General features: G+C 34.5%; 24 protein-coding genes and 2 tRNA genes. 15 read left to right on the top strand and 11 right to left on the bottom strand.

Features of this window, described 5'->3' with window-relative positions; translation table 11 throughout:
- Positions 1 to 204 precede the first annotated feature (204 nt).
- Positions 205 to 630, top strand: coding sequence for an OsmC family protein (locus N4A35_17235; GenBank protein ID MCT4583157.1), 426 nt, complete (start codon positions 205 to 207; stop codon positions 628 to 630).
- Positions 631 to 742: 112 nt separating this feature from the next.
- On the opposite strand, the gene N4A35_17230 is transcribed toward N4A35_17235, so the two are convergent.
- Complete coding sequence (locus N4A35_17230) at positions 743 to 1,753, bottom strand: WYL domain-containing protein (protein ID MCT4583156.1); 1,011 nt, start codon at positions 1,751 to 1,753, stop codon at positions 743 to 745.
- A 98-nt stretch (positions 1,754 to 1,851) separates the two neighbouring features.
- Here N4A35_17230 and N4A35_17225 point away from each other — a divergent pair, with 98 nt between their 5' ends.
- From N4A35_17225 to N4A35_17185, 9 genes are all read left to right on the top strand, one after another.
- Positions 1,852 to 3,255: an RtcB family protein gene (locus N4A35_17225; protein ID MCT4583155.1), complete on the top strand. Its 1,404-nt coding sequence runs from the start codon at positions 1,852 to 1,854 to the stop codon at positions 3,253 to 3,255.
- Between the two features lie 536 nt (positions 3,256 to 3,791).
- Positions 3,792 to 4,445: a hypothetical protein gene (locus N4A35_17220; GenBank protein MCT4583154.1), complete on the top strand. Its 654-nt coding sequence runs from the start codon at positions 3,792 to 3,794 to the stop codon at positions 4,443 to 4,445.
- 12 nt (positions 4,446 to 4,457) lie between these two features.
- A complete protein-coding gene (locus N4A35_17215) occupies positions 4,458 to 5,858 on the top strand; it encodes an RtcB family protein (protein ID MCT4583153.1) in 1,401 nt (466 codons plus the stop codon).
- Complete coding sequence (gene prfH / locus N4A35_17210) at positions 5,858 to 6,556, top strand: peptide chain release factor H (GenBank protein ID MCT4583152.1); 699 nt, start codon at positions 5,858 to 5,860, stop codon at positions 6,554 to 6,556. Before N4A35_17215 ends, prfH begins: the two co-directional genes overlap by 1 nt.
- Positions 6,544 to 7,074, top strand: coding sequence for a hypothetical protein (locus tag N4A35_17205; GenBank protein ID MCT4583151.1), 531 nt, complete (start codon positions 6,544 to 6,546; stop codon positions 7,072 to 7,074). The genes prfH and N4A35_17205 overlap by 13 nt, the downstream gene beginning before the upstream one ends.
- A 154-nt stretch (positions 7,075 to 7,228) precedes the next feature.
- Positions 7,229 to 7,345 (top strand) — tRNA-OTHER (locus tag N4A35_17200).
- Positions 7,346 to 7,533: 188 nt separating this feature from the next.
- Positions 7,534 to 9,768, top strand: coding sequence for a hypothetical protein (locus N4A35_17195; GenBank protein ID MCT4583150.1), 2,235 nt, complete (start codon positions 7,534 to 7,536; stop codon positions 9,766 to 9,768).
- A 101-nt stretch (positions 9,769 to 9,869) separates the two neighbouring features.
- Positions 9,870 to 10,613: a nucleotidyltransferase domain-containing protein gene (locus N4A35_17190; GenBank protein ID MCT4583149.1), complete on the top strand. Its 744-nt coding sequence runs from the start codon at positions 9,870 to 9,872 to the stop codon at positions 10,611 to 10,613.
- A complete protein-coding gene (locus N4A35_17185; protein ID MCT4583148.1) occupies positions 10,610 to 11,677 on the top strand; it encodes a nucleotidyltransferase domain-containing protein in 1,068 nt (355 codons plus the stop codon). The genes N4A35_17190 and N4A35_17185 overlap by 4 nt, the downstream gene beginning before the upstream one ends.
- Here N4A35_17185 and N4A35_17180 read toward each other — a convergent pair.
- A complete protein-coding gene (locus N4A35_17180) occupies positions 11,674 to 13,176 on the bottom strand; it encodes a metallophosphoesterase family protein (protein ID MCT4583147.1) in 1,503 nt (500 codons plus the stop codon). The genes N4A35_17185 and N4A35_17180 overlap by 4 nt on opposite strands.
- A gap of 212 nt (positions 13,177 to 13,388) precedes the next feature.
- Complete coding sequence (locus N4A35_17175) at positions 13,389 to 14,891, bottom strand: DUF5723 family protein (protein MCT4583146.1); 1,503 nt, start codon at positions 14,889 to 14,891, stop codon at positions 13,389 to 13,391.
- Positions 14,892 to 15,049: 158 nt separating this feature from the next.
- Between N4A35_17175 and mscL the strand changes: the two genes are divergently transcribed.
- Positions 15,050 to 15,478, top strand: a complete 429-nt coding sequence (mscL, locus tag N4A35_17170; protein ID MCT4583145.1) for a large-conductance mechanosensitive channel protein MscL — start codon at positions 15,050 to 15,052, stop codon at positions 15,476 to 15,478.
- Positions 15,479 to 15,550: 72 nt separating this feature from the next.
- On the opposite strand, the gene rpiB is transcribed toward mscL, so the two are convergent.
- From rpiB to N4A35_17140, 6 genes are all read right to left on the bottom strand, one after another.
- Positions 15,551 to 15,985, bottom strand: coding sequence for a ribose 5-phosphate isomerase B (gene rpiB, locus N4A35_17165; GenBank protein ID MCT4583144.1), 435 nt, complete (start codon positions 15,983 to 15,985; stop codon positions 15,551 to 15,553).
- 19 nt (positions 15,986 to 16,004) lie between these two features.
- Entirely contained in the window at positions 16,005 to 16,268 is a 264-nt protein-coding gene (locus N4A35_17160; protein MCT4583143.1) for a hypothetical protein, read from the bottom strand.
- Positions 16,268 to 17,377 carry a molecular chaperone DnaJ gene (gene dnaJ / locus N4A35_17155; GenBank protein MCT4583142.1) on the bottom strand — a complete coding sequence of 370 codons (1,110 nt, stop codon included), beginning with the start codon at positions 17,375 to 17,377 and terminating at the stop codon, positions 16,268 to 16,270. Before dnaJ ends, N4A35_17160 begins: the two co-directional genes overlap by 1 nt.
- A 25-nt stretch (positions 17,378 to 17,402) precedes the next feature.
- Positions 17,403 to 18,008: a nucleotide exchange factor GrpE gene (locus tag N4A35_17150; protein ID MCT4583141.1), complete on the bottom strand. Its 606-nt coding sequence runs from the start codon at positions 18,006 to 18,008 to the stop codon at positions 17,403 to 17,405.
- Between the two features lie 70 nt (positions 18,009 to 18,078).
- Positions 18,079 to 18,792 (bottom strand): geranylgeranylglyceryl/heptaprenylglyceryl phosphate synthase, encoded by a 714-nt coding sequence (locus N4A35_17145; protein ID MCT4583140.1) that lies wholly within the window; start codon positions 18,790 to 18,792, stop codon positions 18,079 to 18,081.
- A gap of 8 nt (positions 18,793 to 18,800) precedes the next feature.
- On the bottom strand, positions 18,801 to 19,403 hold the full coding sequence (locus tag N4A35_17140) for a hypothetical protein (protein MCT4583139.1): 603 nt from the start codon (positions 19,401 to 19,403) through the stop codon (positions 18,801 to 18,803).
- Positions 19,404 to 19,507: 104 nt separating this feature from the next.
- Between N4A35_17140 and N4A35_17135 the strand changes: the two genes are divergently transcribed.
- The 3 genes from N4A35_17135 to mce all read left to right on the top strand — a co-directional run bounded on the left by N4A35_17135 (position 19,508) and on the right by mce (position 21,892).
- Complete coding sequence (locus tag N4A35_17135; protein ID MCT4583138.1) at positions 19,508 to 20,497, top strand: aspartate-semialdehyde dehydrogenase; 990 nt, start codon at positions 19,508 to 19,510, stop codon at positions 20,495 to 20,497.
- A gap of 131 nt (positions 20,498 to 20,628) precedes the next feature.
- On the top strand, positions 20,629 to 21,420 hold the full coding sequence (locus N4A35_17130; GenBank protein ID MCT4583137.1) for a hypothetical protein: 792 nt from the start codon (positions 20,629 to 20,631) through the stop codon (positions 21,418 to 21,420).
- Between the two features lie 67 nt (positions 21,421 to 21,487).
- Positions 21,488 to 21,892 (top strand): methylmalonyl-CoA epimerase, encoded by a 405-nt coding sequence (mce, locus tag N4A35_17125; protein ID MCT4583136.1) that lies wholly within the window; start codon positions 21,488 to 21,490, stop codon positions 21,890 to 21,892.
- Here the strand turns inward: mce and N4A35_17120 are convergent.
- On the bottom strand, positions 21,849 to 22,493 hold the full coding sequence (locus N4A35_17120) for an HAD family phosphatase (protein MCT4583135.1): 645 nt from the start codon (positions 22,491 to 22,493) through the stop codon (positions 21,849 to 21,851). The genes mce and N4A35_17120 overlap by 44 nt on opposite strands.
- Positions 22,494 to 22,564: 71 nt before the next feature.
- Between N4A35_17120 and N4A35_17115 the strand changes: the two genes are divergently transcribed.
- Positions 22,565 to 22,641 (top strand) — tRNA-Ile (locus tag N4A35_17115).
- Here the strand turns inward: N4A35_17115 and N4A35_17110 are convergent.
- Entirely contained in the window at positions 22,604 to 24,208 is a 1,605-nt protein-coding gene (locus N4A35_17110; GenBank protein ID MCT4583134.1) for a recombinase family protein, read from the bottom strand. The two genes, N4A35_17115 and N4A35_17110, sit on opposite strands and share 38 nt — an antisense overlap.
- Positions 24,209 to 24,237: the final 29 nt, after the last annotated feature.

Genomic DNA, 24,237 nt, shown 5'->3' with positions numbered 1-24,237 from the left:
ATGAGTGTCAATAATTAGCTTATGGTCGAGTCAGTTCGAGTAATTGATTTTTGAAAAAAAATAAATTGTATCGAGAACTAGACGGGCAGTATAACTAGAAAAAAGAGAATGGAACAAAGACAAAAACGTACAGGGAAGAAGAATGACTTTTGTTACCTAATAATTCCTCTAAATTTAGGATCTTTGGAGATCAAAGCAATAATTATGAATCATAAGATAAAAACAGAATGGAAAGGAAAGATGGCCTTTAATTCTACAGTAATAGGAGGAGAGGTAGCCTTAGATGCTGACGATGCAGTAGGAGGAGAGGGAAATGGAGTAAGACCCAAGGTCTTAATGCTAAGTTCATTGAGTGGATGCACAGGAATGGATGTAGCATCACTAATGAAAAAAATGCGGACAGCCGAAAGTGTTTCAAAGTTTACAGTAGATGTTGAGGGGAGCTTAACAGAAGAGCATCCTAAAGTTTATGACAAAGTACATGTTGTATATACTTTTGAGGGTACAGCAATGAATCAAGTAAAATTAGAAAAGGCAGTCAACCTTTCAATAGAACGTTATTGTGGTGTTTTTGAGATGTTCAGACAGTTTGCAACTGTTACCCATGAAATCAATTTTATAGAACAGTAAATGAGCTCAAATACGCCTTATATTATTTTTGGAATTGTCGCTTTACATTTTGTAATTGGGATTGGCTGGTTGGCTTATAAAATAATGAAAGGAGGGAAGAAATGACCTCCTTTTATCCATATTGAGCTGCTGCTTTATTGAGCTTTTTACTAATTCTCTTCCGCAGCAATCGAGGGGCTAAAACTTCAATAGTTTCCCCAAAACCTAAAATCAAGCGCTCTAGTTCAAAATTGATATGAACCCTTAGTTTTACCGTAACGTAACCTTGTTGATCTCTATCGATAAATTCTTGAGAATGATGTAGAGGTTTTGTTAATACGTAGGGGGCATTAGTTCTTTCAATCTTTAGAACAACATCTTGAACATGCTCTTCATCGAGTACTGTTACTCCTATAGTGTTTTTATAGTGGTGATCTCCATCAAACTCTTCCTCCAGGTGTGGAATGTCTAAATCATAGTCTATAGTTTCCATACGGTCCAAAGCTAGCGTATCAATCCTTCCTGATTTTTTCTTTTTGCCAACTAAAAACCATCGGTTGTTGTATTCCTTTAAGATAAATGGATGAAAAATAATGGTTGAAGCTTTTCTTGCCTTAAAAGATTGATAGTCAATTTTCAAAACAAGTTTTTTTAGAATAGCTTGATACAATGTGTCTAAATGCTTTAACCCTTTCAAATGTTCATTTTTATCTAAGTGAATAATAGCATTTTGATGTGTTTTTTCGGTATAGACTTTATCTTCTAAACGTTGAATAATTCCACCCAGTTCAGAAAAGAGAGAGAAGTCTTTAAATTGCTTCAGCATTTCAACAGTTTCAGTGAGCACATTCATGTCGTTTTCAGTCAAAGGAATGTCTGTAATCGAATAATTAGGATCATCATAACGATAATATTTTTTATCATAAACAGTAATGGGAGCATTGTATCCCAATTTATCGCTTCGCATCAATTGTATATCAAGTTGTACAGTACGTTTACTCACGTTTATGGTTCTTCCCTCATATTCATATAAGGCATCAGAACAAGCTTCAATCAAATCATTTAAAGTCCATTTTTTATAGTTATTTTGTAAACACTTATCAATAGTCTTATAGCGAATTAAAGCATTTTTATTTTGAGCCATTTTTAAGATTTTTTTGTGAAATTAAGAGAATAAAATAAACTACGCAAAATAACTGCGTAGAACTGTTAAACCTTTGTATCATCAAAAAGAAAAGAACTATGAAAATTACAGGAAAAGATTTAGTAGAAAGAGGTTTTCAACCAGGTAAATGGTTTGCAGAAGCATTAGAGTATATCAATACCAATGATTTAACAGAAGATGAGGTTGTTAAATATTTAGAACAACATCAGCCCGAACCAATGATCGAATTGTTGGATCATCCAGCGGCTGTAAATATCAATATTAAAGCAGAAAATGATTTAGAAAAAGAAAATGTTGAGAAAGTGATTTCAAGCATGAAAACGTTGATGAAAACACCAACAATAGTAGATGGTTCAATTATGCCAGACGCTTGTCCGACAGGACCAGATGGTACAATACCAGTTGGGGGAGTTGCTGTAGCAAAAAATGCTATTCATCCAGGGATGCATTCAGCAGATATTTGTTGTTCGGTCATGTTAACTGATTTTGGAAAAGTAGATCCTAAAATAGTATTGGATGCGGCACATTCTGTAACCCATTTTGGTTATGGAGGTAGGGATAGAAATAGTCAATTTAGATTTCCTAAAGCATTATTGGAAGACTTCGAATCCAATGAATATTTGAACGATAAACAAACAATTAGTGTTGCCAGATCTCACCTTGGAACACAAGGAGATGGAAACCATTTTTTATTTGTTGGGAAGTCAAAGAAAACGGGGAATACGATGATGGTAACCCATCATGGATCTAGAGGTGTAGGAGCAAGATTATTTAAAAAAGGGATGACGATTGCTGACCGGTTTAGAAGAAGTATCTCAAAAGATACCTTAAAGCAAAACGCTTGGATTCCATTTGATACAGAGGAAGGTAAAACTTATTGGGATGCATTGCAAATTGTGAGAAAGTGGACGAAACAAAATCATGTTTGTATTCATGATGCAACTGTAGAAGCTGTAGGAGGAACAGTAGAAAATAGATATTGGAATGAACATAACTTTGTATTTAAAGATGGAGATTTGTTCTATCATGCTAAAGGAGCAACCCCTTTGGATTCTAAGTTTATGCCAGATATTACAGGACCACGATTAATTCCATTGAATATGGCTGAACCAGTATTGATTGTAGAAGGGGAAACAACTGCTAGTAATTTAGGTTTTGCTCCACATGGAGCTGGTAGAAATATGAGTAGATCAGCCCATAGAAAAAGCAAAGGAGAACAAACAATTGAGTCTATTTTTGAGGAAGAAACCAGAGGGTTGGATGTTCGATTTTTTTCTAATGAGGTTGATATTACCGAATTACCCTCAGCCTATAAAAATGCTGAGACTGTTAGGGATCAAATGACCGAATATGGATTAGGAAAAGTTATTGATGAAGTGGTTCCTTATGGAAGTATTATGGCTGGTGATTGGCAGAAAAATGCGCCATGGAAAAAGAGAAAAAGAAAGAGGAGTAATGTTTCTTCTGAAAAGAAAAAATAAGCAAAAAATGGCTGAATGGCTTAAAAATTAGTTCAATAATTTGGATTTTAAAATAAATCTACTACTTCGTAGTAAGAAAAAAGTGAGCTATTTTTTTCAAAAAAAGTTTGGAAAAATAAAAAGCCTGCCATTATCTTTGCAGAAGAATTCCAAGGGGGAATTTACAAAATCAAATAAAAACCAAAGCAAAATGTTTAATTCAATTAAAATACAAAATCCAATTGCACTTGATGCAAGGAAGATGCTTTGGGCTCAATTTTCAGAATAGAAAATAAAAACTCTAAATAGATGAAAAGTCCGAAGCTGTATTAAAAGTTTCGGACTTTTTTGTTTTAGATCAATGACCATCTAATCAAATCTTTCTCAAACTTTTAATCTAAAAAATCAATTAAAAGTTAAACCACTCAAAAATTAAGAAAATGCAATATCAATTTAAACATTAGATATTCAGCAAGAATGTGACGGCTGAATTTCAACTAGGAGTTCGAATAGGAAGTTCGAAATCTTAGCTCATTTTATGACAATAAAAAAGTTGAATGAAACCTAAACACATTAAATCGAAACGAGAGAAAGAAGTTCGAAGTTTAGTAAAGGAAAGAAGAAAAATCTGGGAAACTAAAAAAGCATTAGGATATGCTAAGTTAGAAAAACCAATAAGACATGGCTGGTATAAGGAAATTGTGTTGACAGTAAATCTTGATCGGTACAAAAATCAAGAAGCTATACTAGAAATATATCAACTAATCGATCATGTTTTTTGGGGAAAGACCAAAGTAGATTGCGAAAAAGCATGGGATAAACAAGTTTCCCAATATTGTATCTACAGAGGGCTTCCAACAATCAGTAAAAAGCAGTTTAATCGCCTAGGTAAAAAAGCGCAGCGTTTATGTACACCTTTCCAATACAAAAAAGAACGAAAATTCCGAACGCGATTTTATGTTAGAATACCCAAGAACGTTTATAAAATTAGATATAGACGAGCTTATGTTACACATACCAAAATCATAGATCCAGCACTAGAAAGTAGAGATGATTTGATTGAGCAACAATTCAATAAAGCAGGTTATTATAACACTTATTGGAAAGGAGGTAAGTATAAAGATTGGGGACTTTCGAAATATAAAAGGAATAAACTTTCGGTAAAAAAGAATTTAGCTCAGTTGGTTAAAACGTATAACAACGAGCGTTAAAAAATTACAAAAATGAAAAATAAAATATCTGGGAAAGACCTCATTAAACTGGGATTTCCTAAAAACAACTCGATAAATATTGCTCTAGGGCATTTGAATCGATACAAGAAAAAAGAAAAGAAAGAAAAAGTAATCAATGAATTAAAAGAAGTAATGAAAACTCCGGAAGCGTATCGATTAGATCCATTCTGGGGGAAGATTATAGAAGCATTATTACAAAAAGAAAAAACAGTACGTCATCAGCTAAATCCTCAAAGAGCACCTTATGTGATCTTTGGAGAAAATGAAATTTCTGATGGGGCTAAACACCAATTGTTTGAGTCGTTAAAGTTGCCAGTAGCTGTAGCAGGGGCGTTAATGCCAGATGCGCATAGTGGTTATGGTTTACCAATAGGAGGAGTTTTAGCAACTAAAAACGCCATTATTCCTTATGGTGTAGGGGTAGATATTGGGTGTAGTATGTGTTTAAGTATTTTTCCAATTAACGCAACCTATATTGATGGGAAAAGACAGTTTTTGGAAAATATTTTAAAAGAGCACACGAAGTTTGGTCCAAAAGAAATCCATAAAAAACTGCATGATCACGATATCTTCTATAGAGATGAATTTCAAAGCATTGATGTGGTAAAGCGTTTAAAAGAAAAAGCCTATAAACAACTCGGCTCCTCAGGGAGTGGAAATCACTTTGTAGAGTTTGGAGAGGTTGATATCACTGATGAAAATAATGAATGGAATTTGCCTTTAGGACGATATATTGGATTGTTGTCACACAGTGGATCTAGAGGCTTGGGAGCAAATATAGCAATGCATTATACACGTTTAGCCGAAAAGCAATGTCCTCTGCCTAAGCAAGTTCAGCATTTGGCTTGGTTAGACATGAACTCTCATGATGGGAGGGAATATTGGGCAGCGATGAGTTTGGCAGGAGATTATGCAAAAGCTTGTCACGATGATATTCATGCTAGAATAGCAAAGTTACTTGGGGTGAGAGCAGTTGGGAAAGTGCAAAACCTACACAATTTTGCTTGGAAACAAATGGTAAATGGAACAGAAACAATTGTGCATAGAAAAGGAGCAACACCAGCAAGAAAAGGAGAGTTGGGAATTATTCCAGGATCTATGACAGCACCAGGTTACATTGTTAGAGGACGTGGTAACAAGAACAGTTTAGAAAGCGCATCTCATGGAGCAGGTAGAGTGTTTTCTAGAAGAAAGTGTATGGAGAATTTTACAAAAAGTGAAATGAAGAAAGTGCTTAAAGAGAATAAGGTGACCTTAATTAGTGGTGGATTAGACGAAGCTCCTATGGCTTATAAAGATATTGATAAAGTGATGGGGAATCAGTTAGAGTTAGTAGAGGTTGTAGGGAAGTTTATTCCGAGAATTGTAAGAATGGATAAAGGAAAAAAATGATGAAGCAATTGATACAAATAACAGCAGGAAGAGGTCCGGTAGAGTGCAGTTTTGTTGTCGCTCAGGTCTTGAAGTTAATATTGGAAGAATGTAAACAAGAAAACTTTAAGCATACTGTTCTACATCGAACAGAAGGCCTAGAAAACGGAACCCTTCAATCTGCAACTGTTGCTATAGAAGGAAAGGACTTATCCAAGTTTATCGAAACTTGGGTAGGGACTATCCAATGGGTAGGGAAGAGCCAATATCGAAAAATGCATAAACGAAAAAATTGGTTTATAGGTGTTTTTCTATTAGAAGAGAAAATGATTACAGAATTGGATTTACGCAATGTTCAATTTCAGACGATGAGAAGTCAAGGTGCTGGAGGGCAACATGTCAATAAAGTAAGTTCTGCTGTTCGAGCAATACATAAAGAAAGTGGAGTTTCAGTAACCGTTATGGATACCCGCTCTCAGCATCAGAATAAGAAAATAGCTATAGCTCGCCTGACCGAAAAGTTTTATGAACAGCAGTTAGAAGAACTCAAACAAAAGGTTCAAGCAACATGGGAAAACCACCTTAATCTACAAAGGGGAAATCCTGTTCGGAAAATAAACGGAACTGATTTTAAAAAGAATAAAACTCAGAAAAACCGCTATAAAAAAGAGCGGAATCATCTGAAAAATGAATTAAGAAAAGAAATATGGAACAAATAAATACCTATTTAATCAAAGCAATAGACAGCTATCCTTATGATTTGGAAGGAACTGTGGAAGCATTACAGTATGCTTATTCCATGGACGATAAATCTCCAATGACACTATGCTTAATGGGAAGAGTCCAAGCCGATGTGTTTAAGAATTATGAATTGGCCAAAACATATTATAGTGAAGCGATCAGTATAGATGTTTATGCTTTTGACGTTTATTTCTATTACGCAGATGTTTTAATGATCAATGAAGATTTTGATGAAGCCAAGCGTTTAATTGATTTTGCATTAACGCTTAAAGGAATAGAAAAAGGACGATTGCATTTGAAAAGGGCAATTTTGCAGGAATATAGAAAGGCTTATAATCAAGCATTAAAAACTTTAAAAGAAGCCAAAAAGAATGCCTATAGTGAGTATTTGATGGATGATATCCAAAGTATTAAAGCAAGGATAAAAAGTAAAATGCCCAAAAAGAAAAAAGTAAAGAAAGACGATAATAAAGCAAAAAATGAAATAAAAAAATAGAAAGTTTTTTATTGCGCAAAAAGGTTGCGTAGTGTGTTTTAACCTTTGAACTGTCAAAAGGAAGAAAACGTTCTTCCAACAATAGAAAAGGTCAAGTTTAAGTTACTTCAACTCACTACCAATGATCATACTTAAACAATTACCTGCACTATTTCGGACAGTAGCTCAGTTGGTAGAGCAGGTCAGTTTTTTAATTGCCAATCAATGGCCAAGGTAAACTTACTTCGCGCTTTTTTCGCCCGGGTCGTGGGTTCGAATCCCACCTGTCCGACAGCATAACATTTTGTGGTCAAAACAAACTTACTTCATATTGGAAAATGTAGGTTCGAATCCTACCCTTTGAGGGCAGTTTGTTAATTATCACATAGAATTAAGGTCAATTGTTTCTTACTTCAATCTTTAGGACAAATAGAACACAGAAACAGAATTACCTGATTTAATAAATAAAAAAATAAGAATATGAAAAATGAAATTGTAAAAGTTAGTTTAAGACAAGGAGCAATAGTTGTGCCTACTAATAATACATTCACAAAAATAAATGAGACAACATCAGCATTAGTTGCTCAGGCAAGCAAAATGGGATTTGTTTTTTCAGAGGAGTTATTACATGCTGTTAATGCTTTAACCCCCAAAGACAAGTTGGTGATCTTAGAATACTTGAAAGAGGTGACAGGTGTTGAAAAGAATTGGACGCCTTTAGTCAAAGGATGGGGGAAGCCTACAGGAGAGACTCGTTTAGATCATATTGTAACATGGTTTACTAATTTGGTTAAATCAAATAAAGGAACAGCATTAGCTTGTGGACACGTAATTCCTGAAAATACATTTCCATTAGAACGTTATAATGGTTGTCCGTTTTGTGGTACACCATTCGAGTTTGGTGAACTAGCATTAGAGGAGCAAGGGAGCAAAATGAAAGTTCTTGAGTTGTGGACAGAGGATGATTTAAAAGCTTTTTTCAAGGATTTATTACAATCGAAAACAGCGTTAGATGCTACTCAAATAGATAGCTTAAAAGTATTGGTAGGGTATTTAGAATTACCTAAAGATGTTGAGGTTACAATAAAAGAAACACAAATGATCATCATTCAATACTTAGTGCAATTAGGAAGAGCTTCAGAGGTGCAAGGATTATTTAAAACACCAACTGATGTGTTAAGATATTTATGGTACGAGCATACAGGTTTTTTACAATTGGTAGAGCCAAAGGTTATTGTTAAACGTATTGCTAAAAACAACCAGCATTTGCATCCAGTTTTGGATAATAGTGAAGCAGCAAAAATTAAATCGCTTGAAGATTTAAAGTTGAAGTACACCCGAAAAGAGTGTAAAATGGTTGCCGAATGGTTAAATAATTTACCATTGTCTGTAGCACAAAGTTGTGAGCAAATGCACCCTAAACGAGGAATGTGGGTAAGAATGATTCGAGCGTTGCGTTTAGCTGAATACAGCAAACGTAAAGGGTTTGAAAAGTTAGCCCAATTGCTAGATGTTTTTTATAACCAAAAATATGATGTTTGGGCAGGGCACGTGAGCTATTACAAATTAAAGTATGATGAAGAAAGTACATTCGAATTGTTAAAGGAAAGACCAGGTTTGTTTGCACGTTCTTTATTCTCCAATATGTTATGGTTTGGCGATGCGGTTACTTTGAAGCATTTTTCTGAGGTTAGTGATAAAATACCAGCACGTTTGTTATATACATTAACCATGTATGCGCCTTTGTATTTTAATAAAACTCAACATCGAATGGTGAAGACTTTAGGTGGAGTAAGTAAAAGAATTTTGCCTAATAAATACTTGTCTTTGTATAGAGATGAAGCGTTAAAAAAGATGCAAGTAAAGGTTGAAGAATTATGTTTAGAAACCTTAAAAAAGCGTTTTGCAAGTGTAGAGCATAAAAACAAAACGATCTATATTGACGCTGGTTTGTATAATATTCCATTGGCAATAGGAGATAGAAGTGAAACCATTCAGGATTTGCCATCTGCATTGATGGGAACAAAGTTCGAATTAGAAGGTGACACCGTTCGATTATTTATGCAATGGGGTAAAGGGTTAAAAGCGCAACATTTAGATATGGATTTAAGTTGTAGAGTAGCGTATAAAAATAAGACTGATTTTTGCTCATATTCTAGCTTAAGAATAACAGGTTGTAAGCATAGTGGGGATATTCAACAAATTCCTCATCTAGTAGGAACGGCTGAGTATATCGATATCAATGTAGATGAACTGGCTAAAAAAGGAGCGAGCTATGTAAGCTTTACCTGTAATGCTTATTCTAATGGTAGTATTTCACCAAACTTGGTGGTTGGTTGGATGAACAGTAAATATCCGATGAGAATATCTGATACTACAGGAGTTGCTTACGACCCTTCATGTGTGCAACATCAAGTACGTGTTACACAGGGAAATGCTAAAGGATTAGTGTTTGGTGTATTAGATGTTCAAAATAGAAAACTGATTTGGTTAGAATTACCATTTGATGGACAAGTTGTTCAGAACTTAGATTTAAAAGGTGTGGAAGCCTTATTGAAAAAATTAGACTCTAAGTTTACAATTGGTAGATTACTAGCATTAAAAGCAGAAGCTCAAAACTTGGTTATTATCGAGGATAAAGAGACGGCAGATGAAGTGTATGATATACAATGGGCGAGCAATACTGCTCAAGTGACGCAGTTGATGTTAGATTAACCTTTAAACTTAACAGGTTGAAAAGCCTGTTAAGTTCCTGTTTAAATAATATGTTTTCATTTACGCAAAAAGACTGCGTAGATGGTTTAGATATTTGAAGTATGAAAACACAGATAATAAATAAGTTAAGAAAAATAGAGGAGGAAAATAATATAGAAATATTATTTGCTGTTGAATCGGGGAGTAGAGCTTGGGGCTTTGCTTCTCCAGATTCAGACTATGATATTCGTTTTGTGTATAAACATAAAAAAGATTGGTACTTAAACCTTTGGGAACAAAAAGATACTATAGAGTTTATGACTCCAGAAGATTTGGATGGCTCAGGTTGGGATGTTAGTAAAGCATTAAAGCTATTGGCTAAGTCTAATGCCTCACTCTTAGGGTGGATTTTTTCTCCTGTTATTTACTTGGATAATTATAATGTATTAGCGCGATTTAAATCTCTTGCTTATGAAGAGTTTAATCCAGTTGCAGGTTTTCACCATTATCATAGTATGAGTAAAAATTACCAAGAAGATCTTAGAAAAAAAGAGGTTAACTTAAAGCGTTTCTTTTATGCATTAAGAACTTCATTGTCTGCAAAATGGATCTTGGATAAAGAAACTGTCTCGCCAGTTTGTTTTTACGACTTATTAGAGTTATTGGATGATGGTATAACCAAAAAAATAGAAACTTTAATTGAGGTAAAGAAATCTGAAAGCGAGGGTTTTACACAGAAAATAAATAAAGACCTCGTTTCGTTTGTACAAGAAACCATAGAAGAAAATGAGCAGTTAAGAAAAGGCTTGGAGACTAAACGACCAGATTATCAAAAGTTTAATGACTTATTCTTAAGGTGCGTATGAAAACGATAGAGGAATTAAAAAAATCAGGTTCAATAATATTTGAGTGTGTGAGTGGTAGCAAATCTTATGGTTTAGCTACTGCTCAATCTGATACTGATATTAGAGGTGTGTTTGTTTTGCCTAAAGAGCATTATTATAGTTTAGAGTATGTAGATCAAATCAACGATGAGTCAAACGATGTGGTTTACTATGAGTTAAATAAGTTTGTTGGTTTGTGTGCTAAGAATAACCCTAATATTTTAGAACTTTTGGCAGTAGACGAGCAACATATTTTGTATAAACACCCTTTGTTCGATAAGTTGAGTTTAGGTCTATTTTTATCTCGTAAATGCGAACAATCTTTCGGAAATTATGCTTATGCTCAAATAAAAAAAGCTAGAGGGTTAAATAAAAAAATAATGAATCCGATGGCTAAAGAAAGAAAAGAAGTATTGGATTTTTGTTATGTATATGTTGGTGGAAAATCTATGGCTCTAAAACAATTTTTGAAACAAAATAACTTGTCTCAACATAAATGTGGCTTGACAGCAATTCCTAATTTAAAAGAAGCTTATAACTTACATTATGATACTGGTGAAAAGTATAAGGGGATAATTGGCGAGAATTCTAATCAGTTATTGATGAGTGAGGTTGAGAAAGGAAGCGTTCCATTAGGGTTGCTTTATTATAATAAAGATGGATATTCTGCTTATTGTAAACGTTATAAAGAGTATTGGGATTGGATTGAAAAGCGAAATGATGTTCGTTATCAAGCAACAATAGAACATGGTAAAAACTACGATGCTAAAAACATGATGCATACTTTTCGATTGCTCAATATGGCGAGGGAGATAGGTAGAACTAGTGAGGTAAATGTTTTAAGAAAAGATAGAGCATATTTGTTAAAAATAAAACGAGGTGGTTTTACTTATGAAGAGTTAGTCGAAAAAGCTGATAAATTAAAGAATGAACTTCCAAAAATTTATGAAAACTCAAGTTTACCATTGTCACCTGATTTATACAAGGTGAATGTGGTTTTAAATGAAATAAGAGACTTGTTTTATAAAGAAATAGAGGGGAGTTAATTCTTTACCTCTATCCCCTCTGATAAAATTCTACATCCACGATCATCAGTAAACTCTACTTCATAAATTCCTGGTTGTTGAATAGGAAGTGTGGTAGTTTGTTCGTTTACCTGAATACCATCTAAAAACCAACTTGGATTAGCACCTCTATTACATTTTAATGTATTTCCCTCAATAGAAATGTCGGAAAGTTGATGATTAGATTTGGTTATACTTTGTCTGTCTATAATTTGCCCTTTATCGTTGAAAGCGATAAAGGTAACGGTGTCTTTTTGCACATCAAAACGCACAAAATTACTTTGTCTAATTAAAATATCTACTGTTGGAAAAATGGAAGGGACGTTGTAAAATTCTTCTACTTTTTGGCCGTCAATATATATGCTGTCTAGCGGCGTTCTTCTTACTTTTCTTTTAATGCGTTTTCCTGTGCTGTCTTTCTTTAAATGTATTTGGTCAATGCCTTTCCAGTAGGGATGTTTGACATTGTCACTTGTACCAGCACCTCCAGATAATACGTATTGAGTGCCTTTATATTCTCCACGCTGATAACAATGAGAATGACCTGTTAGTACAAAATCTACATCGTATTTGTCGAACAATTGCATCCAATCTTGTTGCATTTTATACGATCCTTTATAGCCTAAATAACCTATTGGGAGGTAATAGTCCCCCGTCCAGGCAACAGTATATGCTGGATGATGGAAATAAATAAAAACCCATTTTTTATCATTACACTTTAATTCGCGCTCTAACCATTCTTTTTGAGCTTCACTTTGTACGCCTTCTCCTTTGGGAACGCCTCTTCCATAGTTAGAGTCTAAACAAATAAATTTAGCGTCTCCCCATGTAAAAGAGTAGTAACGTTCTGAAGGTTTTCTTCCATTGTTGACGGGGAGGTGAAAAGCGTCTAAATAAGTAAATGCTTTATTGTAATAACCGTCGTGGTTTCCAAGAGCTGTATAATGACAGTTGTGGCTCAACATGTTTTTATACTTTTGGAAAAATACTTCATCGTAATTATTTCCTTTATCTTGGTCAACATCTCCAGCTACTAAACCAAAATCAACGGTTTGTTGTTCCATTAGTTTAGCAATGGAATCTTGTACTGGTTTAGCGGTTCCACAATCGCCGTAATGTAGAAAAGAGAAGTCTTTCTCGGTCTTTCGTTTTGCAGTGTAGAAATAATCAATTTTACTGTTTTTAGCGTTGGTTTGGTAGTAGTATTTAGTATTAGGTTTTAGTCCTGTTAATTCAAAAGCGTGTTTTTGTAACAACACAGAATCTTTAATGCTGTTGAGTAATTGGTTGGCTTGTGTTCCCCATCTTATTTGACCGTAAGAAGCTTCTTTAGTAACCCAAGCAATGGTTACACTTTTATCTGTTGGCTTTTGAATGTAGTTGTAGCGGTCAACAATCTTCACCTTTTTGGTTTTGGCCACATTTTTATTAGGCCTACATGAGAGTAAAAGAATTGGGAATAATAGCAATATATAACGCATGGTTTAAAGTCTAAATTAAGTCGACGAATATAGGGAAAAATGATAAAACTGAAATGATATGAAATATCGAAGTTATCCTATTATTAACAGAATCCCACCAAAGAGATAGGTGTGGCTTCCTTTTAGTCAGTTCGAGTGTTTTGTGAGAACAAAATGTATCGAGAACAGACTAATCCAATTATAGTCACTTCAATAGTGTAAAAAGTCCAACTTTACATCTGAGGGCAACTGTAAGGATCTTTTCTAAATTTAGTAGGATTTCCTTTTGAATCTCTAAAGTATTTATTGTTGCTTTTACGTTTAGAAAACACTAAATTAATTCCTGTTTTTAGGTGAAGTGTTTTACTAAATTTTGGATAAGGAATAGCATCGCTATCATCACCAACTTGAATTTTCGTACGTCTTAAAGGGAGTAAGTTGTCAACTAATAAATAATATTGGAAAGGACCAAGTTTGGCCGTAAACCCTGCACCTAGATTTTTAAAATCTCGATTGATATATGAATAAGAAGCAGTAAGTTGTAACCACCTTCCCACAGTTTGATAATAAGCCAAAGTTAAGGACGGACGAATTCGCCAATTATAAACTTCAGCATGTAATAAAGCACTCGCTTTACCACTTAGTTTAGGGGTGCTGTATAGTTCTCTTATTCCACCAAAATAAATCTGGCTAATTAACAACGTCGTGTATTTTTTATCGTTAAAACTATAGATTCCATCACCGTTAATATCGTTAGAAATATCATTTAGTATTGCATCAATTGAGTCTTGACTATAAGTTGGACTCGAAAAGATTTGTTCCGATAAGTCCAGTACTTGATCACCGATTTCCCCATTTGACGCGATAAGATTTCTGTTGTCAGATTTCCAGCGAATAAAACCAACATCGGTAATGCTTAATGAAAATTTAGTCTTCTCATCAAATTCGGTTTCTATTCCCAAATCCAGTCCTAAGCCTCTATTCTTTTTACCAAAAAGGTATCCCATTACGGATTGATTCTCGGCATTAGCAATTCCGGATGAATTTATTTTAATCTCGCCATCAGTAGTAATGGTTTGATTTTCTGAAGTGTAGGTTGCTGTTATGGTGTTTTTTCTGGTGTCGATGTTTTCCATACCATATAAATACTTCAGTTTTACACCAACATTCATATAATCATTGATGGGATGAGTAATTCCAACTCCATATTCCCTATAGTGGTTAAGATGGAGATTAAACCCTTTAAAACTTTGAGTGTTTCCATCAAATTGGGTGTAGTCTTCTGTGATTCTTATAGGAAATTCTAATAAATCCCCTGGTAAAGTAATACGGGCAGAGGCATTTTCTGTAATGCTAAAATTGACGTAGTTTTCTCGAAGTTTAAACCCAAAATGAATCAGGTCTAATTTAGTATGTAAACCGACATAGTTTCGATTTGTCCACATACGTTTAAGGTGTTGTGTTCTTAATTCTGGAAGAGTTCCGTTGGTGGGAATTACAATGGTTGGGTCTGCATTTTTAAATAAAGCTTTTGGAGTGAAAATCGTGTTAAAATGATTCAAGTAGATTCCCGATAATGCTGGAACACCAATGTTTAAATCAAACTTGGGGCGAATTGCGGGGTTGGTTTGTTGTACTTGCTGAACATTGTCTAAAAAGTAAAGCCCTAAATCTTGCTGAGCGTTGAAGTATAAAACGCTTACAACAAAAGATATGATTAGGACAAACAATTTCATGGGCTGTATTTTAGAAGAGTTAGTTGGTATATACGTTAGTTTTTTGTTAAAAGGTTGCAGTAAAGAACTAAAAATATTCTACAAATTGTGATTTTATTAAAATAAAAATATATTCGCATCCAGAAATTAATGCAATAAACACTAAAAATTAAAAAACCATGTTAAAAGAGTTTAAGAATTTTATAATGACAGGAAATGTCATTGATCTAGCAGTAGCGGTTATTTTAGCTGGAGCCGTTAAAGCTGTAGTTACAGGATTTGTAAGTAATATTATGATGCCTATTATCGGAGTCTTTACAGGAGGAGTGAGCTTCTCCGATATGAAGTATGTTTTAAGTGAGGCTGTAGCTGAAGTAAAAGATGGCGATGTAATCGTGACAGCAGCTAAACCAGAAAATGCAATTACGTATGGTCACTGGATCGATTCGATTATTAGTTTAATCATTGTAGGTTTTGTATTGTTTATGATTGTTAAAGCTTACAATAAAACAAAGAAAAAAGAAGAAGAAAAGCCAGCAGCTCCACCAGCACCATCAAAAGAAGAAGTGTTGTTAGGTGAGATTAGAGATTTATTAAAGAATAAATAAGAGCATTAACCAGAATGCATAAAAGCCCAATGTTAATCACATTGGGCTTTTTTTATTATCCGTTTTATTTGTCTAGCAACAAGCTATTTTGTCGACTCTTCTTTGGTGTCTTCCTCCCTCGAATTCAGCATTAAAAAAACGTTCTACGATTTCTAGTGCTAATTCTTGACTAATAAAGCGTGCTGGTAAAACTAGAATGTTCGCATCGTTGTGTTGACGAGCTAGCTCAGCAATTTCTGGGGTCCAGCTTAATCCTGCTCTAATGTTTTGATGTTTATTAGCAGTCATAGCAATACCATTTCCACTTCCACAAATCAAGATCCCTAGTTGACTTTCTTTCTTTTCGATACTTTCACAAACAGGGTGCGCCGAATCTGGGTAATCCATACTCTCCTCAGAGTGACAACCAAAATCTTCTACTTCATAGCCTCTGTTTTCGATTAAGTGTTGGGTGATGATGGCTTTTAGTTCAAAGCCTGCATGGTCACTTCCAATAGCAATTTTCATAGTACTTATTTTTTTCTGTTTAATTTTCTTGACATGCTCTATAGGCTTCCATAAAAGCTTCTTTTTCTTTAGCGTTTAAAGAAGACAAGGTCTTCGAAAAAAGTTTGTTACAGGCTTCCACTTTCTTTTGTAGCTCGATCTCATCATTGTTCAGTACGCTCTCATTGTGTATTTGATCATAACAGTTACAAATCCTCAAAGCACGTTCATCTCCTCCATTTCTTCTACATGAACTAGCAGTTAGTAGTAAACCACCCAATGAAAAGATGAAAAGTAATCGCATTAACTAAAGTGTTCTTTTACGCGGTCAAAGAAGCTTTTTGCCTTGTTGAGGTTAGGTTTAAAATTATCACTGTCTCTTAGCTTTTCTAAGGCTTTTTTCTCGTCTTTTGTTAAGTTCTGAGGAGTCCAAATTTGAATATTGATCAATTGGTCACCTTTCCCATATCCGTTTAATTCAGGAATACCTTTGCCTCTTAATCGTAGGATTTTTCCACTTTGAGTACCTGGTGTAATTTTAATTTTTGCCTTACCTTGGACAAGCGGAACTTCTAGTTCTGTACCTAAAGCAGCATCTACAAAATTTAAGTGCAGGTCGTAATGGATATCGTTACCGTTTCTTCTTAATTTTTCGTGTTCAATTTCTTCAATTACAACGATTAAGTCACCAGGGATTCCACCACCAGGAGCATCGTTTCCTTTTCCTTGAACGTTTAGTTGCATTCCTTCTTCAACTCCTGCTGGAATTTCGATAGGAATCACGACCTCTTTACGTTCTAAACCATTGGCATCAACTCCTTCAGGACGTTTACTTACAATCTGTCCAGTACCTTGACAAGTAGGACAAGTAGAAGCTGTTTGCATTGCTCCCAAGATAGTGTTAGTAACTCTAGTGATTTGTCCAGTTCCTCCACAGGCTGTACAAGTTGTAAATTCTACCCCTTCAGCAGCAACTAATTTATTGACTTTAATTTTCTTTTCAACACCATTAACAATATCTTCTAGTGTTAATTTGATTTTGACTCTTAAATTAGATCCTTTTCTTCTTCGAGGTCCACGGCGTTGTCTTCCTCCTCCGAATCCACCACCAAAGATGTCTCCAAATTGCGAGAAGATGTCCTCCATGTTCATTCCGCCTCCGCCGAATCCACCTCCGCCGAATCCGCCTCCCATACCAGCGTGTCCAAATTGATCGTATTGTTGACGTTTTTGGTTGTCGCTTAGCACTTCATATGCTTCAGCAGCTTCTTTAAATTTTTCTTCGGCTTCTTTATTATCAGGGTTTTTGTCAGGGTGGTATTGAATAGCCATCTTACGATAAGCTTTTTTTATCTCCGACTCGCTAGCACCTTTGCTAACACCTAATACTTCGTAATAATCTCTTTTACTCATAACTTAATTGGAAGGTTAAGTAGGTTTATTGTCCTACAATCACCTTTGGAAAACGAATAATCGTTTCGTTTAATGCATATCCTTTTTCAATCACATCTACTACTTTCCCTTTCTGATCTTCTGTTGGAGCAGGAATCTGAGTAATAGCCTCATGTTTATCAACATCAAAAGTTTCTCCTTTAGCTTCTACTTCCGCAAGTCCTTTATTCTTTAAGATGTTATAAAATTTATTGTGAATCAATGAAAAACCTTCTTTGATAGCGTCTATATCCTCAGATTTTTCATTATTTTCAATCGCTCTATCAAAATCATCAACAACAGACAATAAATCTTTAATCACTCCTGCACTAGCAGTTTTCGTGATTTCTAGCTTTTCTTTAGCGCTTCGTTTTCTAAAGTTGTCAAAGTCAGAGAATAAGCGTAAGAATTTATCATTCAGTTCTTTCTTCTCGGCTTCTAATTTTTCTATTGCTGAAGTTTCATTAGTAGATGAATCTTCAGTGTTTTCAATATTTTCTTCTGTTTGAGCTTCGTTTTTTACCTCTTGCTCCTCTATCTCTTGTTTCGTCTCTTTTGTACTCATTTTCGATAAGAATTTTTCTAAATTTCGTTTAATCAATTTTTTTGCCATAGCTTGTATGAGGTCATTCTGTCAGCTAATCAAGATAAGGGGTGTCATTCTTGTCAGTTATTTTAAGGAATTAATCAAATAAATCAGGATTGTTTTCAAAGGCTGTTCCAATAATTACCAAATCAGCTCCTGCTTCCCATGCGGTTGTTAGTTGTGCTTTTGTTTTGATGCCGCCTCCAACAATTAATGGCGAAGATAAAGTTGCTTTAACCGTTTGAATCATTTTGCTCGATACAGGTTGCTCTGCTCCAGATCCTCCATCTAAATAAAAAAGCGATAAACCTAGTTGTTCTCCTGCTAAAGCAGTGGCAGCAGCTATGCTATGCTTATTGTATGGTATAGGAGATGTATTACTCATGTATTGTGCAGCTGTAGGAGCACCACAATTGATCAATAAGTATCCTGTTGGCATGATTTCTAATTGACTTTGCTGGAGTTGAAAAGCAGTATTAACATGTTGTCCAATTAGAAGATCAGCATTTCGACCAGATATTAACGACAGTAATAAGATTCCATCAGCATCTGTACTAATTTGTTGGTTGTTCCCAGGGAAAAGAATAATGGGAATATCCAATTGCTTTTTTAAAGTACTTACTGTTTGCTCAAATAAACCATTGTTGATAAGGCTCCCTCCGACAAAAATATAATCAGGATTTATTTTTTTTAATGCCAAAGCTGTCGTTTCTATTTCTTGAACATGGGTGTATTTGTCAGGATCGATTAAAATACCCAATAATTTTTTTTGTTCAACGATTTTGTCCTTTATTTCTGCTAAAATTGACATTTTACTTTTCAATTAATGGTATAAAGTAAGTAATTATTTTCGATTTCAACCTGCTTTAAGAAGGTTTGGTAAGGAATGTTGTCGATAGTGACAAGGGCTTCAAAAATATCATCTTTAGTTTGTTGGATAACATTAATATGAGATTTTAAGTAAATTTCATGAGTCCCAAATTGTTTAAAAGCAGCTTCTTTGCATGACCATACTTTTGATAACAGTTGAATGTCTTCACTTTTGTAGCAAAAATCATTAGCATTAATAAACTTACTTTTTACTCTTAGTACCTTTTCAGTAGGAGCTTGAACATCGACACCACAAGCAGTGTTGCTGACCATTAATATGGTATAAGCTTTATTGTGAGAAAAAGAGATTTCGGTGTTTTCCAAATCGAGGTAGGGTTTGTTGTTCTTTCCTTTTTTTATCTCGTAGTCCCCTATAATATTTTGGACTAATATTCGGTTGGTTAAATACTGTTTGATGCGCTCTTCAGACTTAAATGTTTGAATTTTATTTTGATGTATGGCCTGATTGTTGAGTTGTTTTAGTAACTCAGTAGGTGATTCTTCATTTTTCCAACAAAAAATGGAATTGGCTATGGTTTTAATTAATGGCATTCAAAAAATAAGAGAACGCAAAGCTAGTTATTTTTAAGTAAAATAAAATGAACTATTTCTATTGAATCCGCTATCTTTGTGTACTATAATTAATAATATAAGTGATGAAAATAGCTGTTGTAGGAGCAACTGGAATGGTTGGAGGTGTTATGTTGGAGGTTTTAAAAGAACGTAACATCAAAATAGAAACGTTAATACCTGTAGCTTCTGAAAGAAATGTTGGGAAGAAAATTGATTGGGACGGACAAGAACTAGAGGTAGTTGGCTTACAAACAGCATTGGAATCAAAGCCTAATATTGCAATTTTTTCGGCAGGTGGATCTGTTTCTAAAGAATGGGCACCCAAGTTTGCATCGGTAGGAACGACTGTTATCGATAATTCTTCGGCTTGGAGAATGGACGCTTCTAAAAAGTTAGTTGTACCAGAAATTAATGCAAAAGAGTTAGGAGAAGACGATAAAATTATTGCTAACCCTAATTGTTCGACCATACAAATGGTTTTGGCACTTAAGGCACTACAAGAAAATTATGGAATAGATCGGTTAGTGATAGCTACTTATCAGTCGGTTTCTGGAACTGGAGTGCAAGCCGTAGAACAATTACAAAATGAGCGTAATGAAGTAAAAGGGAAAATGGTTTATCCCTATCCAATAGACAAGAATTGTATCCCACATGGGGGAGATTTTTTGGAAACAGGTTATACTACAGAAGAGCAGAAATTAGTCGATGAAACAAGAAAGATCTACGGGGACGATTCGATTCGTATTTCCGCAACTGTGGTTAGGGTACCGGTTTTAGGAGGGCATTCGGAAGCGGTAAATGTTACCTTGAAAGCGCCATTTGAAATTCAAGAAGTACGAAAAAAGATTGCAGGAACACCTGGAGTTGTCCTTCAAGATAATCCAGATGTGAACCTTTATCCAATGCCCTTATATGCACAAAATAAAGACAGTGTTTTTGTCGGAAGAATTCGAAAAGATAACTCTCAAGAAAACGCTTTGGACCTTTGGATTGTAGCAGATAACTTAAGAAAAGGAGCAGCAACAAATGCTGTTCAAATAGCTGAGTATTTGATAGCGAAGAACTTAGTGTAATCGTGCAGTTGTTTATAGTTTGATAAAATTGTTAAAAAAAGGCAATTTAATTTTGATTTTACTAAAAATCGTCCTATTATTGTCAATCCAAAATAGGATGTTTTTGATTTATTAAAAACCAATTTATACAGATGAGTAAATTATTATTTATAGGATTAATGTTTATCGCTCTACTATCTTTTGGACAAGATAAGGGTGTTATCATATTGGAAGGGCATTACCAAGGGGTTGATCTTTATGTTCAAAACCCATATGGAAGTTCGGGAGTTGGTTTTTGTGCCTATAAGGTGACCATTAATGATAATGTTACAACAGATCAAGTAGAGTCTAGTGCATTTATCATCGATTTTACGACACAAGGTTTAAAAGTTGGAGATCCTGTTACAGTAAAGATTTTTCACAAAAATGATTGTCAACCTAAGGTGCTAAATCCAGAAGTACTTAGACCAAAAAGTACATTTGAGACTAAAAGCATTAAAGTAGGAAATGATCAAGTGTTGAAATGGGTGACGACTGGAGAGCAAGGAAAATTAACTTTCCAAGTTGAGCAATACAGATGGAACAGATATATTAAGATAGGAGAGGTAGAAGGTAAAGGAACTGCTTCAGAAAATGCTTACGAGTTTAAAATTACTCCAACATCAGGAGAAAACAAATTTAGAGTTGTTCAAATTGACTATACAGGAAAGAAAAGAATGTCTCCAAAAGCTGCTTATCAAAGTTCTACAGAGGTTATTAAGTTAATTAGTGCTAAGAGCAAGACGTTAGACTTTACTGGAGAAACATTGTTTGAAGTATATGATACTTATGGAAACTTAGTAAAGAAAGGATTTGGAAAAAATCCTAATGTAGAAAACTTACAAAAAGGTTTATACTACGTCAACTACGATAGTAAAACTGGAGAAGTTTGGAATAAGAAGTAAGTTATTAAAAACAGAATAATACATCCTTCAATATCTTGGTATTGGAGGATTTTTTTTGCAAAAAATTATGAAGAATATAGAGCATATTGGAATTGCAGTAAAGGATATGAACGTTTCAGAAGAGCTGTTTTCAAAGCTATTGAATGTCAATTCCTACAAGACAGAGAAAGTGGAATCTGAGGGAGTTGAAACTGTGTTTTTTCAAACAGGAGAGACTAAGGTGGAATTATTGGCCGCAACTAGAGAAGATAGTCCAATAGCTAAATTTATTGAGAAAAAAGGTGAAGGAATTCATCATATCGCATTCGAAGTGGCAGACATAGATGCTGAAATTGAACGCCTCGAAAAAGAAGGGTTTAAATTAATTAATACCACACCAAAAGATGGAGCTGATAATAAGCGAATTGCTTTTTTACATCCCAAATCTACTAATGGTGTGTTGATAGAGATTTGCCAAGAAAAAGCGAAGTAACATCTTGTTGGTTGTTTAACCAGATAGTAGATAGTCCAAGCTTCTTAGCTCCTTCAATATGTTGAACGGAATCGTCGATAAACAAGGTTTCTTCAACTTTTAGATTGTTTTGATCTAGCACATATTGAAAAGCATCAGCATTAGGTTTTCGAAAACCTATTTCATTGGAGTAATAGTGGTTTTCAAAAAGCTTTTCGAATAAGCCAGTTCCAAATTGTTGATTAACATACGTTGTAAAGGCCTTTATATGGATTGCATTGGTATTACTTAGTAAAAAGATACGATAGTTCTCCTTGATGTCTTTAAGTAGCTCAATTCTTTCCTGAGGCAGGTCAAGTAACATCGCATTCCAAGCGTGATCTATTTCTTGGTCGGTTGCTTGGGGGATATATTCTTTAAGAGCAGTTCTAAAATCTTGTGGAGATATTTGACCAGTTTCGAGGTCATTGAACAGGTTGTTTTGTTGCGCTTGAGAGTAGATGCGATCAAAATCTTTGATTCCTAGGTTTTTAAAAGCTTGGGCGGTAAGGTGATAGTCGATGTTAAGGATTACGCCTCCCAAATCGAAGATAATGTTTTTGATGTTTTTTTGAATATTCATAACAAAACAGTTGCTTATATGGATACAAATATGTAAAATTGCACTCGCAAAACAAAATTTCTTTGTTTTCGGGGCCCTTAGCTCAGCTGGTTAGAGCACCTGACTCATAATCAGGGGGTCGAAGGTTCGAGCCCTTCAGGGCCCACCAAACAGGGGAATTGATTAACATTAGTCATTTCCCCTTTTTTATTTCCTCTCAAACCCCTTGTTAATTCAGGGATTAAAGCAAAAAAAGAATTTATTCTAGTGGTTCGATATTGGTCTAATTCTCGATTATAGCTAATTCCATCAGGGAAGATTAGGTTTTGAAAAGCTTGTTTAGTGTGGTAATTTGCTTTCTCCCACATTTTCAATGGGTTTGAGCATAATTCTACAGCAAAATCTATCGCTTTTTTAAGGTTCGAGGAATTTATAGAAGTCTTACCTAATTCCTTTTCAATTTCAACATATTCCTTACTAAACTTTGTTTTAAATTTAGTGTACATATCCCTATCAATTTCCTCTAAAACAAATCGTTCTTCAATCTTATCAATTTTCTTTTTAATATTAGTTAGATTTACTTTTAATGCTTTTTGCTCACTAATATGTGATTCAAAAAAATTATGGAATTGTTCTTCTAATTGTATTTTAACAACCTCTAACTCTTCCTTTTCTATATGAAGCACGCTAAGAACTTCTTTAAAGAGCTTGTGCATTGCTTTAGCACTTCTATTTACCTTACACCCTTTTGTACTACATTTATAGTAATACAATCCCTTTTTCTTCACTAAATAACCAGAAAGAGAACGTTCACATTTAGCACACTTAGTAAATACTTTAAGTGGAAGATTTTCAAAATCTTGATTATGTACAAAACCATGTATTCTTTTTTCTTGTCTAATATCATGTACAGCTAGAAATAGCTTTTTAGAAACTAAAGCTTCATGCTTGCCTTCGACTACTTGCCCAGGAATCATTTTACTGGTAATCAGTCCGCAATAGAAAGGATTTTTAAATAGTTCGTTTAATCTTTTATCAGGGATATGCACTCCCATTTTCTTTAGCCTCCTTGAAATTTCAACATTAGAGAGGTTAAGGTTTGCTTTCCATTCAAATGCTTTTCTTAATTTCTTTCCTTCTTCAGTGATAACAATTTGTCGCTCTGAAGCCTTTAGTCCTTTATTAAGGACTTTATACCCCTTAGGAGCACCCCATACCCAAAAACCGTTTAAAAGTAACTCTTTCATACCCGTAACAACTTTATCTCGTCTCAACTCGTTATCCATTTGCCCAAACAGAAAAAGTATTTTTTGTTGGAATGATCCAGCAGGAGTAGTAGGGTCTAACTCTTGGGTAACGGCTAAAGTAATCACGCCGTATTTCTTTAATAAATCATCTGCTATTTGAGCACCATTCATTCCAGAACGAGAAAAGCGCTCATAAGAATAAACTATAATATAGTTGATGTTCTTAGAACGCTTAACAAAGTTTAGTAGTTTACCAAACTCTTTTCTATCATCAGTCTTGGCTGATTCGTATGTTCCACCAAAGTAGCCTACAACATTAAGCCCTTTCTTTTCGGCAAAATTATCGCAATACTTTTTTTGTGAAGCTAAACTGGTATTATCTTCTTGGTCTGCTGACGAAACACGTGTGTAAATCACAGCATTGTTTCCTTGTTGAAATTTTTCTTCTAATTGGGGTGCAAATTGTTGGAATATCTTTAAATCTTTCATATCTCTCTATCTTTAAACCATCAAGAGAA

Source organism: Flavobacteriales bacterium (assembly GCA_025210295.1).
Taxonomy (GTDB): domain Bacteria; phylum Bacteroidota; class Bacteroidia; order Flavobacteriales_D; family Parvicellaceae; genus S010-51.
This window is presented reverse-complemented; position numbering and strand designations above follow the sequence as displayed.